The sequence below is a fragment of the Sodalis endosymbiont of Henestaris halophilus genome, assembly GCF_900161835.1.
In the GTDB taxonomy this organism is placed as follows: domain Bacteria; phylum Pseudomonadota; class Gammaproteobacteria; order Enterobacterales; family Enterobacteriaceae.
The window spans coordinates 901,663-914,777 of the sequence record NZ_LT897836.1; the positions used below are offsets into that span (position 1 = coordinate 901,663).

Below are 13,115 nucleotides of genomic sequence, written 5' to 3' on the forward strand. Positions count from 1 at the left end.
ATAACATATCATAATTTTTAATCCATATCCTTGTATGCGAAGGATAATATAGGTCATCACGCGGTGGACTGTAGTCAATAAAATAATCATTGCTAATGAACTTCAATTAGATAGCTAATACGGATATAATGTTCGATAAGGGGGTAATTTAAAGAAAAGGATATTACTGAAAGAGAAAACGGCATGATTTTTTGTGCTGCAAATGTAGAAAATACTAATGTGCCAGTTTTTGGTTTATTCAATTTTACCGCGCGTAGCGCGTAATACAGACTGTAGAATTCACTATCTGTGTGCTCTGCAGCGGCGTGCAAATCAAATCGTTATAAGCACATTAACTCAATTTGCTGCAATCGAAACTAATGGTTGGTTATTTACCGCTGCGTGATAGAAAAAAGACTCATTCACAATATTAATTTTTGTTATTGCCATTAATTTTACGAGTTAGTAGCTAGAGTAGCTTACGGTCTCGATTACTGGTATAGGTTTTTCTTACCTTTTTAAAATTAAGGTATGATGCTTTGCACGACTGATAACAATCATAAAAAAATGTTATTTTTCTAATTTAATATGAAAACAGTTTTGGTTTTATAGGCAGCTATATTTACCGCTTTCACTTATTGGCTTACAATTTACGTAGTTGAGCTGCATGTCTTTCCGCATTCATAATAATATGCGCAAAATTGAGAAAAACTGTGCAAACACAGTATCTTAAAATTTTACAGCGTAAAAACATGATAAAAACTCTATCTACTGTGACTCAAAGTATGGATAAAATAACGAATTCACTGAATTTAGACTATTCGTAGTTTTAATTTATCTGTATTTCGTACAAAACATGAATAAACGTGAATTTAATGTAGGCAGCAGAGCTTTTGTTCATAATTATCCTTAAAACATATACTATTGCAACTATTTTATCTCTTTAAGTTTAAAAGAGAGGGAAGGCAAGAGAGTTGACATGTGAATGTCGATTCTTTTCTTGTATTCAGTCTGATTGAATATTGCAAATGTGATCCATACGAAAAGCATTTAAATATTTCTATCGTAATTAATAAAGTAATTTACGTTATATTTGATGCCTGATAAATACAAGATAGTTACTAGAAGAAGGAAATAAGATAATGACTACAACTATAGAAAAAATAAAGCAACAGATCGCGGATAATCCGATTATTTTGTACATGAAAGGTTCTCCCAAATTACCAAGCTGTGGTTTTTCTGCTTACGTGGTACAAACCCTATCCGCCTGTACCGAAGATTTTTTTTATGTTGATGTACTGATTAATCCTGATATTCGCGCGGAACTGCCAAAATTTGCTAGCTGGCCAACTTTTCCGCAACTGTGGGTGGATGGTGAGCTTATCGGCGGATGTGATATTGTCGTCGAAATGTACCAGCGAGGTGAATTGCAGCCTCTCATTCAAGAAATATTAGTTAAATACGATTCGCAGTCTAGTAACGCTTAGTAAAAGCATTTTACCGATACTGTCATTATACAGTAATACTTAAATAACCACCCATGCATTGAGAGTGGTTTGTATGTTAATAAATAATATTAATGCATTAAATTTATCGTACGTATTAGTTAGGTAAGTGATCGAGGCTATTTTTGATAGCGACTACAAATCCATAGTGGAGTTAATCTTACCCAGTACCGATATGACCTTGTTTTCGATATCGCTCGTTGAGGCCATTAATACCGGCCATCCACCTAGGCGTTTCCAACGATTAACTAATTCACAAAATAGTGCTGCGGTATGTTTAGTATCGTACAGTGCAGAGTGTGCTTCATTGCTATCAAAAGATATACCTGCGGCGCTACAGGCTTTTGCCAAAACGGTTTGACCGAGCACTAGTCCGCTAAGCGCTGCAGTATCAAAAGTCGCGAAAGGATGAAAAGGATTGCGTTTTATACTGGTTCGTCCTGCGGCAGCCATCAGAAAACTATGATCAAAAGCGGCATTTTGGGCTACGATAATCGCACGGTTGCAGTCTTGCTCTTTCATTCCTTGCCGTACCATTTTAAATATTTTATGCAAAGCATCATATTCGGTCACCGCTCCACGAAGAGGATTGCGTGGATCAATACCGTTAAAGGCTAGCGCTTCTGGTTGTAGCCTTGCACCAGGAAAGGGATCCACATGGAAATGTAGTATATTGTCAGTGGTTAGCCATCCTTTGTTATCCATTTTGAGGGTCACGGTAGCTATTTCTAGCAGGGCATCAGTCTCGGAGTTAAAGCCTGCAGTTTCCACATCAATGACAACGGGATAAAGGCCGCGAAAGCGGGCGCGTAAGGTGTTCAAATCGTCTAGTTTAGCCATGCTAGTTTCTTATGTTAAGAGAATTTTAAAAGTTATTATGGCAAATTTTGGCTTATTTTGCATAACTAGTTATATATACGGGCGGAAGGTAAAGTACCGTGAACTTGCTGGTTCAGGCAACTATGGTTTTGTTAAATTATCGATGCCTTGTTGATAGAAGTGTGCTTGTGCCCAAGCAGCTATAATTTTGTAGCCATCCGGTTTTTAGATGAAAGTAGTAATACTAGTAGTATATTTTATCGACTTGGCTTTACAGGTAATTTATCACTAGCCTGGTAAATGTGTTCGTAGGTGTCGTCCGTGTTACCTACTCTTTATGGTTGTATAGTGAAAAGCAGTCCATCTAGCTGAGATTCACTCGAATTTTGCTTGTTTAGTGCCCCTTACCTAGGGTAAGGGGGTTAGGTTATAGCTATTGTCGCGAATGTAATTTTGCCGAGAAGAATGTATTCATAGTCGACTGATTAGTAATATGCAAATGCTAGATGCCTTGAAGCTTTGATCAGCACGATCTGCGGTAGCGCTGCGTTCGACAGGAAATAATTACTGCCGAATTAGCCAAAATAATCTTTATTGTTTTGACTGTTTAATTGTGCAAAATACGTATTTGACATGCCATTATGGTGCCTAATTGACTATTAATTAGCTATTTTTTTTGAGAAAAGATTTTGAAATAGCGGTTAAGCTAAACGTATTTATCAAATATAACATAATGAATAGCAGTTATTTTTCAAGCAAGTAACTACTCTCAACAGAGTATCATAAGAAAACTACACTGCAAAATGGAACTCATATCGTATGTGAGTGACGTCTAGTGTTTTTTGCTAAGGAATAGCATGGTGTTTACATAGATCTATAAACAATGATTTAGTTAAAAGCATATATATTTGTAATTTATTCATCATTCTATTAGAATGATGAACAATCCAAGTAGCGAGCTTAATTGGCTTAATTATAAGGAGAAAAAATTGAAATCATCATTAGGATCAGATTTAGCGCGACTTGTTAGAGTGTGGCGCTCTTTGATTGATCACCGTTTGAAGCCTTTAGATCTTACACAGACTCATTGGATCACTTTACATAATATTTGTCAGTTACCGCCTGAACAATCTCAGATTCAACTAGCAAAGGCTATTGGCATCGAACAGCCATCCTTGGTGCGGACTCTTGATCAGCTTGAAGAAAAAGGTCTCATAACTCGACATACTTGCGCTAACGACCGCCGGGCAAAGAGAATCAAACTTACCGAATATGCTAAACCTATTATTAAAGAAGTAAACGATATTATCGAAAGCACTCGAGATAAAATTATGAACGGCATTAGTCAGGAAGAGATACAGTGGTTGAGTAATATGATTACCAAACTAGAAAAGAATATTATAGAGCTTTATATTAAGTCTTAATGCGTTACAGCCACGAAATTAACGTGAGAGAAAAAATTGCTTTAGGGTCGATTTGTTATTATTAAGTGCAAAGAGTAAGTTAATGCTATTAAACAGTCATAGTGTCGCTGTGGTTTTGCATCTTAAACACCATTTCGTTGGTTTGGTTTATCGCACTTCAAGTTTTTTATTTGTCGTTTACACTAACTATGTTGTCTAACATAGTGCACTGTGGCTGAAAGTTACGGCCATTTAAAATAGCATTTACCAATAAGCTAACACGCTGGTTTTACGCGATCAATCTTGGATAAAAGTTAAATTTTTATGCTTAATTTTAGCAAATCTAAATGCTCATTAATGTGTTGATTTTATAAATAAGTATATTAAGTTGAAATTAATACTGCGAATAAAAGTGTTAAGATATTAACGCGGATTTAATTCTTTATTACACTATAATAAAGATAGTTTACTTTCTATACCTGTAATAAAGTTGCGTTTGATAACTTTCCCCGCCGTACTGCCGTACGGCGGGGAAAGTTATCTTCTACTATGACATATTTTGAACAAAGCAGATAAAATGAAATAAAAACTGACCAATATAATAACTATATTGCATATCACTTTCAAATGATTATACACTAGCCAAAAGGTGTCGTGTTTATATCCTGGCATGAATGTTCAAAACAGCAGCTTCGCAAAAACTGGTATCGTAATTATTGTACCGTGATTTCATTAGTCACGATATGGCGTTTGATGTCCTAGGTAGTGAACGCTGGCTGAGATTTGGATATTTTATTACGCGCTCTGCAGCGTATCATTAGGAATGATGTAGGAGTGATGCATGTTTCTTTGAATAAAATATACTCTGGTAACAATCTGGTACTATTGTTAATTAGGGCTGCAGTAAAGCTAAAATTATATTTAGTTATTTAATGTTGTTGTTAGTCGCTGGTACCACCGGCAGTACCAGAAAGCACTTTATGACTAAATGTCCGCTAGAGATGAGGTGAGAGATTAGTACACTAAGAGTTGTTGTATAATCTTTTATTAAAAACTGAGTATTTCTAATATAGAAAGTATCGTTAAGATTTATTTAAATTGTGGTTGATGCAAGCTATACCTGGTGTGTAAGCGTTGTCTTTTCATATAAGATATTGCAAATAAACAACACTAGCAAAAACTGACTGCGATAATCATCACAAATCAGATATGGTTTGTAATATTATTTAATTTTAAATACTTGCGTTGTTTGCAGTGAATGCGTGCAACTCATTTCATACCTCGCCTGACAAGGCGAGGTATGAAAAATCTTTAAGGGAAATTTAGCTAGTCATAGCCCTGTGATGTAGAAATAATATTAGACAGAAGGTAGTGCAACAAGGTATCTTCCGAGCCTCTAAAATAATAATTATATGATACAAAGATATCAAGAGATGAAAATACTATAATGATCCTTATCAATACGTAATACTGTGTGGACAGTAATGTTAGGTAGTGTTCTTGCCCAGTAGTTGAACAATATCCTCAACATACATCCGGTAAATTTACCCTGGTAGCATCACCGACTCTAGGACTGGAATCGCTATGGTTAATATATAGTTTTTTTTGATTAAAGGTCGGTCTAGTGCCAAGACAGAATTATTATCAATAATAATAATTTTAGGATGCAGTAAATAAATGCGTAATATTTTACGCATACAATGTATAATAATTGCCATCTTTTGATAAGTAAATCATGATTGAACACTCAATTAATATTGCCGACCTACGAAGGGAGTATATTCGAGGTGGTTTACGCCGAGCTGATTTAACGGCGGAGCCTATGGATTTGTTCGGGCAATGGTTTAAACAAGTTTGCACTGCCCATCTTCCAGAGGCCACTGCCATGAGTGTAGGTACCGTGGACGATAACAACCAGCCGTATCAGAGGTTAGTATTGCTGAAACATTTTGATCGTCAGTGCATGATTTTTTACACTAATCTTAGTAGCCGAAAATCTTCCCACTTAGCGCATAGACCACGTATTAGCTTACACTTTCCCTGGCATGCACTGGAGCGTCAGGTGTTAGTACTAGGCCTCGCGGAAAAACTCTCAGTCATGGACGTGAAGAAGTACTTTTATAGTCGGCCACGAGATAGTCAAATTAGTGCTTGGGTTTCGCACCAGTCCAGCAGGATTTATTCTCGCGGTTTTCTAGAAGGTAAGTTTATGGAACTAAAAAATAAATTTGCTCATGGGAAAGTACCACTACCCAGTTTTTGGGGCGGTTATCGAGTCATTATAGATGCGATGGAGTTCTGGCAGGGTAGAGAACACCGTTTGCACGATCGGTTTCTATATCAACGAATAAATGGTGGTTGGAAAATTGAGCGGTTGGCACCATAGCTAAATGCAACGGTGTACCTGATGAATCCGTGGCAGTAGTGTAAAACATTACCCTGTTAAAAACAGACCTATCATTAAAGTAAGACGATGGTTAAACACTAACGTCTGATTCATGATATTTTTTCTTTATTTGAAAATTGAGTTTGTAATGGCAGATAGTTGTAAATTAATGCAAGAATTGCAGGAACGTGGCCTGATTCTTCAAGTAACGGATGAGAGAGGACTATCAAAACGATTAGCGTCTGGGCCGATCTCTTTATATTGCGGCTTTGATCCTACTGCCGACAGCTTACATTTAGGGCATCTAGTGCCTTTGATGTGCCTCAAACGTTTCCAGCTAGCCGGCCACCTTCCGGTAGCGCTAATAGGTGGGGCTACTGGACTTATTGGCGATCCAAGCTTTAAAGCAACCGAGCGTAAGTTACATGCCCCGGAAACTGTTAGGGTATGGGTGGAGAAAATTAAGCACCAGATATCGCTGTTAATTGATTTTGACTGCAGAGATAATAGCCTCCTTGTTGTTAACAACCATGACTGGTTTAGCGCTATGAATATGCTCACGTTTTTACGTGATATTGGTAAGCATTTCTCTATCAATCAGCTTATTCATAAAGAGTTGATAAAACAGCGATTAAATCGTGCTGATAATGGTGTTTCTTTTACCGAGTTTTCTTATAATCTTTTGCAAAGCTACGATTTTGCTTTTCTGAATAAGCAGTATGGTGTGGAACTGCAAATTGGCGGATCTGATCAATGGGGAAATATTATCTCAGGCGTTGAGTTGACGCGCCGGCTGCATCATCATACTGTGTATGGTTTAACAGTGCCTATTATAACTAAAGCGGATGGCACCAAATTTGGTAAGACTGAAGGTAACACGGTTTGGTTAGATTCTCGCAAGACTAGCCCATATAATTTTTATCAATTTTGGGTCAATACTGCAGACAGCGACGTATATCGTTTCTTAAAATTATTCACTTTTTTATCACTTTCTACTATCGAGGCACTAGAACAAGAGGATCAGACTCGTGTGAGCGGTAAACCTCCGCGCGCCCAATATATTTTGGCTGAAGAAATGACTCGTATGGTACATGGCGTACAAGGATTATCGGCGGCGAAGCGTATTACTGCCAGTTTATTTACCAATGTGCTAACGTCTTTGGACGAAGATGATTTTGCCCAATTGGCTCAGGACGGTATGCCGATGGTCGTTCTTGGGTGCGACGTTAATAATTTGCAGCAAGCACTCGTTGCCGCTAAGTTAGTGTCATCGCGTAGGCAGGCTCGTGTCATGATACGTTCCAACGCGGTAGCAGTGAACGGCAAAAAAAAAGCAGAGCCAGAGTATATTTTTCACGAAGCCGATAAGTTGTATAATCATTACACTCTATTGCAGCGTGGTAAAAAGCACTACTGTCTACTGTACTGGCAATAAAAGCAAAATTAATTTTTAAAATATCTACATTTTGCTTTCTTCTGTATGCATATGCCAAATTACAGGCATACTATTAGCTGCTTTTATGGAAAATATTTTCTATTTAATTTTACGGAGTTTACTTAGATGTTGATAAATAAGCTTCACTATTGATTTCTATGCACTAGATGATCTTTAACTTGAGATACAGAAAATGCTGTGTCCATGCAATTTTGCAATATAATTTATGATTATTTGTGTCTTGTTGGCATATGATGTTCACGCGACTAGTTTGGCTAGACTTGTGAAAAGGATAGCTACAGTTAATGGTTTGTCAACCACATTAGCGTGGTTACTAAACAGCTATACAAGAGAACTACGCCTCACTTTATTTATTAGATTTTGTTATGTATCTCTTTATTTTGGAATAGGCAAAAGTGTTACTACGCCTCTCAGGCGACTAGCTACCGAGACATCGCGCATCAAAACTTAAGCTATTTTAACTTATTAAGGCAAGCATAGTGTATGTTAGTGAACAAGGTCTGGTGTATCAGATGATAAAATATATTAAAAACGCTGCTACAACATTATTTCTTATTGACGTTAAGAGTATAAATGTTTTTATAATATCCACAATATCATGTGTATCGTTTGCCTGCTTAGTCTAGCCATCTCATTGCTGATTTTTATTAAACTAATATCATTTTATAAGAGAATGATGAGTGGCATGTGCGGTGCGGTGAACTCAGTAATCAAATTCTTAGCCCCCGCTTCGGCTCATTCTGCGACATTTTATTTTTTCGTTAGTTATTCCGACTCCTCCGTTCGTGATAGAAGGTCTAGCTTTGGCGCGAACACCAACATAATCAGGGCGATGATTCCGGTAAAGATCCCTATCTGCATAAACACATTGCTATATATATGGAGAGAATGATGAGGATCGCTTATATCGGACGATACTGTAGATAAGTTAGCGATGAAACCAGCTATAATTGCTGCTGCGGAGGTAGTTAGAAACCAGGTGCCCATGATAAATCCCATTAAACGCTGTGGAACCAGCTGCGCTACCATCGCTAGACCTAGTCCGGAGATCATCAACTCTCCAATACTTTGGAGAGCATAGCTCAATATAAGCCAATAAATCGATACTAATCCGGTATTGCTGGAAAAATATGCTCCTAGAGGGAGCACTAAAAAGGCTAGTGAACAAAATGCCATGCCGATGGCAAATTTGAATGTCATCGGCAGACGATCACCCAGGCGATGATATCCTACAGCTAGCAATGGACTTGCAAGCATTATACAAAAAGGATTTAGCGCCTGGAGCTGTTCAGGTTCAAAAGTTATGCCCAGTAGCGAGGTTTGGACGTTATGGATGGCAAAAAAATTGAGAGAGGTAGGCATCTGGCTATAAAGTACAAAGAAAACTATAGCTTCAAGCATCATGATGAACGCGACTAGCATGCGACGGCGAGCCGGACCTTTCAGACGCAAAGTTTCATATGCGAATATTAGTACAATGCCAAGTATTACCCCCCCTAACGCTATACGTGCGATATTTTGATAATGTAACAACCAGGTAGCTATTGGAATTAGCACTAGAATGCCAGCAATAACTGCTATCAAACTAGATACGTTTAGCTCCTTAAAATCTGGTGCCGAACCGTAATGATTAACGTAACTGCGGCATAATAAGAAGTTTAGTAATGTGATAAGCATTCCGAGGACGCTTAAGGAAAATGCTACGCTCCAGCCATAATGCACTACTAACCATGGGGCAGCGAGCATCGATAGAAAAGAGCCGATATTGATGGCCATGTAATACATGGTAAAGGCTCCATCCAGACGAGGATCGCCTCTTTTATAGCAGGTAGACAGTAAGGCGGAAGGGTTAGCTTTGAATAGGCCACACCCAACGGCTATTGTAGCCATGCCTAGATAAACCCAAAAAACTTCGTGGCCAGACCATGCCATCATGCTGTAACCAGCAGTTAGTACCAAAGTTCCGAGAATTATTACACGTTTAGTGCCTAGTACTTTATCTCCTAGCCAGCCGCCAATGGCGACAAAGCCATAGACCATGGCGCTAAATGACGAAAACAAGGTGATAGAAGCAGATTCTGACAGACCTAGTATTTTTACTAGGTAAATGACTAATATAGTTTGCAGGCAATAATAACCGAAACGCTCCCACAGTTCGATAGAAAAAATCAAATAAAACGATTTAGGTTGTTTAAATGCGGTAATGATCATCCGCTGTTTAGCGGGTTGTTGCTTTGTAGTTGACACAAGAACCTCGTTTTTTATTTTACTTTAAAGCGTATTTAAATTGTTGTCGGTAATGATGGTAGCGTCATATTTTACACGTATCGTATTTAAAACAAGGTAGTAAACAGCTAAATATCTGTTTTTTGTTGTTCAGAAGATTTGAATGTTGTTACATCATACGGTTCTGTCGCAGAATAAATATAATATTGTATTAATACAATGTGTTTATGCTAAACGGTAAGTGGTTATTAATTAAACTAATTTATAACTTAAATTATTCAATATGTATAATAAACAAACAGTAAAAATGTTAAGAGATAGACTTTTAACCAAACACGATAAAGACTAATAGCGCGTAACCATGCACTTTTGTAACTTTTATTTGGGTAGATAACATCCAAAAGTTTGCACGTAGCATATGATTTTTAATCATAGCCTTAAACGTGTTCTTCTTAGATATTTGCCCTAAATGATGTTATGGTATGTCTATTTATTTCATATAACGTAAATTAACAGTAATAAATCGTCATTAAGCTTACGGCGTAAATACTCGATCTATGTCGAGATATCGTTATCGATGCATTGGGCACGTTATTTAAGATAATATTTCTGATTGTACTCACACAGATCTTCAATTAGGCAATAGCTGCAACGAGGTTTGTGAGCTATGCAGGTATAACGGCCGTGTAGAATAAACAAGTTGTGGCAATCTATCTGAAATGATTTTGGTACGTTAGCTAACAACTTTTGCTCGATTGCTTTTGCGTCTTTACCAACCGCAAATCGGGTGCGGTTAGCAACGCGAAAAACATGTGTATCCACAGCGATTGTCGGCCAGCCGAAAGCAATATTTAGCACTACATTTGAGGTTTTGCGCCCGACACCCGGCAGCGATTCTAGTGCCGCGCGGTCTTCCGGTACCTCGCCTTGGTATCGTTCTAACAGTAGTTGACAGGTTTTAATGATATTTTCTGCTTTACGATTAAATAGTCCTATAGCTTTTATGTAGCTTTTAACTCCCTCAACCCCAAGCGCTATCATGGTCTGCGGTGTATTAGCTATCGGAAATAACTGGCTAGTTGCTTTATTGACACTGACATCAGTAGCCTGCGCAGAGAGCAGTACCGCAATCAATAGTTCAAAATGCGAATAGTATACTAGTTCGGTAGTGGGATGAGCATTATTGTCTCGCAAGCGACAAAGAATATTATAACGCTTTATTTTATTCATCGGGTAAAATGGCTGGTCCTGTTGTGGCAATTGAAATAGAGGCTGTTTACTGCCAGAATTTTATTCATTAATCTATTAGTATTTTCTCTTCAATATATATATAGCTTTTCCTAAAAAAACGACATATAGGTATGAGATACCGATATGCTCTGCGCCATTCTTAATTGATCAGTAACGTTAGCGGTTGATCGACGCCATCGAAAAGCGAGCCGTTACTGTGTGGTTTGCACTAATTTAAATAGTGAAACCTTAGTACAGTAATAGTTTTTGCTGCGAGGCATATGTTTCCTCCCCCTGGTTATGCAATCGGTGACGATAAGGAAAATGCCCATAAATTGCTAAAAATTAAACGCGTAAGCCTATTATATATAGGAATTAATAATTCTTTATATCACCCGCGCTACAGAGATGATAATTATCATATAAGTGGAAATGTTAATTTCCACGAAAATCTAGCATCGCTCAATAGGCAATGCCGTATTGATGTATTGATGAAGATCATAATCGGCAACGTGGCAAGATGGTACCAATTTTGTAAGCTCATTGGTGGTAAATGTTTGATTTTGCTAGCAACTGATATTAGTATTAGTAGTAACTGCACCTTCGTCGTGTTTATTGTGCTACATGTCCTCAAAGGAGGACATGTGTTTCTCTTCATTTAATGTATAGTTTTCTCCGTAATAAAATGCGGCATCTTTTTTAGCAAGTTAAGGTTTTTAAAACTGGGAATGTATTTCCATACTGTGTTTCCTGCGAAATGATAATGCTACTGGTGCATTGATTAAATATATTTCGTTTTTTATCTTTCAAATATTATTGTTATCTACACGTCGGATTTATCGCTAAAGTAAGTAATTGAGTACGAGATGCACAACTCTATTTTATTATCTAGTACCATTATCTTATTATAATTAGTCGTTCTGGTATATAATATACATTGTCGGTGGCTTCTACTTTATTGAAAACCTTGCTTAAACTAGTAAAATTTTATGGCACCTGAAGAGTCTTTTGGCTCTAGGAGCTTAAGTGCCTAGGTATAAAACAAATAATACTTTTTTAGTAATGTACTACTACAGATAATACAGGATTGGTATCATTGCTTAATTGATGAATTATATTTGCATAATATAATGTCACGTGTGGTCTGGCTATCTTATCAGCACCGTCATCCTGGTTATGCGATAGGTGAATACCACCGTAATGGTAGAGTGATGTTTTTAATTATTGTAATATTATTTCTACCTTAAGAAATTGTTATATATGTGTGGCTTAATATAGTGATCAATTAGGGGCACGCACAAAAACACGCATATATTGGCTAGCAGTACGAAATTGGTCAAGCTAAGAGTACCCTCAAGTAAATAGAAGTCATACTAAATCCAGTCAAAATTTTAAAGAGTAGTCATCTACTGATGAGGTAGTACCATAAAACTGGTAAAAAGAAATTAATGTCAAACTACTAAGTATCGTATATCCTAAATAAATGTAGTAAAAGCAGCGGGCTTATTGTTGGTGCTATCTAATGTTTTTGGTATCAGCGGAGATTAGCATGACAAAAAGCACGCTAAGTAAAATACGCTATCTACTTATCCGCTAACAGATTAATAAAATATAGCTAACCTAGTAATAAGTTAATATTGCCACAGACGTATTCTACGCATTTTGTTAATTTTAATGGTAATTTGCACATTATTAAGAAGAGACAAGTACGCAGTATGTTTTAAATCCGTCTAATGAATAGGAATGACTTTAGTGACGTTGTACCGTACTGCCATTAGCTATGGCAAGTATGATATGGGTAAAAACTTACTAACTTTTAGTGAATTTACAAATATAATATGCGGAAGTCAGGATACGTTATTTACTCATGTTTTATTTAATCTAATTTATTATTAATTAAGCGTTGTTTATTACCAGGGTAAACAAGTCAAATCCTTTCTGTACTTCAATGTTCTTCTGTGCTTACTGAAACATATTAATATTATTTAATAAAATGATTTCTTACGCATCATAGTCATGTACGAGAGGGTTTCGCTAACTCAATGTCGGAAAATTCGATTTTTTTGCTTTATCGTTTGTATTGAATCCTAGTGCTTTAATGGAAAGTCGTA

The 13,115-nt window shown here is 37.0% G+C and carries 7 protein-coding genes; 4 read left to right on the top strand and 3 right to left on the bottom strand.

Translation table 11 applies throughout. From position 1 onward, the window contains the following. The first annotated feature begins 1,121 nt into the window (after positions 1 to 1,121). Complete coding sequence (locus tag HBA_RS01850) at positions 1,122 to 1,466, top strand: Grx4 family monothiol glutaredoxin (protein WP_097032340.1); 345 nt, start codon at positions 1,122 to 1,124, stop codon at positions 1,464 to 1,466. Between the two features lie 153 nt (positions 1,467 to 1,619). On the opposite strand, the gene rnt is transcribed toward HBA_RS01850, so the two are convergent. Next, complete coding sequence (rnt, locus tag HBA_RS01855) at positions 1,620 to 2,324, bottom strand: ribonuclease T (RefSeq protein ID WP_097032341.1); 705 nt, start codon at positions 2,322 to 2,324, stop codon at positions 1,620 to 1,622. Positions 2,325 to 3,292: 968 nt separating this feature from the next. Here rnt and slyA point away from each other — a divergent pair. The 3 genes from slyA to tyrS all read left to right on the top strand — a co-directional run bounded on the left by slyA (position 3,293) and on the right by tyrS (position 7,527). Then, a complete protein-coding gene (gene slyA / locus HBA_RS01860) occupies positions 3,293 to 3,727 on the top strand; it encodes a transcriptional regulator SlyA (RefSeq protein ID WP_097032342.1) in 435 nt (144 codons plus the stop codon). Between the two features lie 1,714 nt (positions 3,728 to 5,441). Then, positions 5,442 to 6,092, top strand: coding sequence for a pyridoxamine 5'-phosphate oxidase (pdxH, locus tag HBA_RS01865; protein WP_097032343.1), 651 nt, complete (start codon positions 5,442 to 5,444; stop codon positions 6,090 to 6,092). Positions 6,093 to 6,240: 148 nt separating this feature from the next. After that, a complete protein-coding gene (gene tyrS, locus HBA_RS01870; RefSeq protein ID WP_097032344.1) occupies positions 6,241 to 7,527 on the top strand; it encodes a tyrosine--tRNA ligase in 1,287 nt (428 codons plus the stop codon). 786 nt (positions 7,528 to 8,313) lie between these two features. Here tyrS and dtpA read toward each other — a convergent pair. Both dtpA and nth read right to left on the bottom strand, forming a co-directional pair. Continuing rightward, entirely contained in the window at positions 8,314 to 9,795 is a 1,482-nt protein-coding gene (gene dtpA / locus HBA_RS01875) for a dipeptide/tripeptide permease DtpA (protein ID WP_457920916.1), read from the bottom strand. Between the two features lie 570 nt (positions 9,796 to 10,365). Further along, complete coding sequence (nth, locus tag HBA_RS01880) at positions 10,366 to 11,004, bottom strand: endonuclease III (protein WP_097032346.1); 639 nt, start codon at positions 11,002 to 11,004, stop codon at positions 10,366 to 10,368. Positions 11,005 to 13,115 lie beyond the last annotated feature (2,111 nt).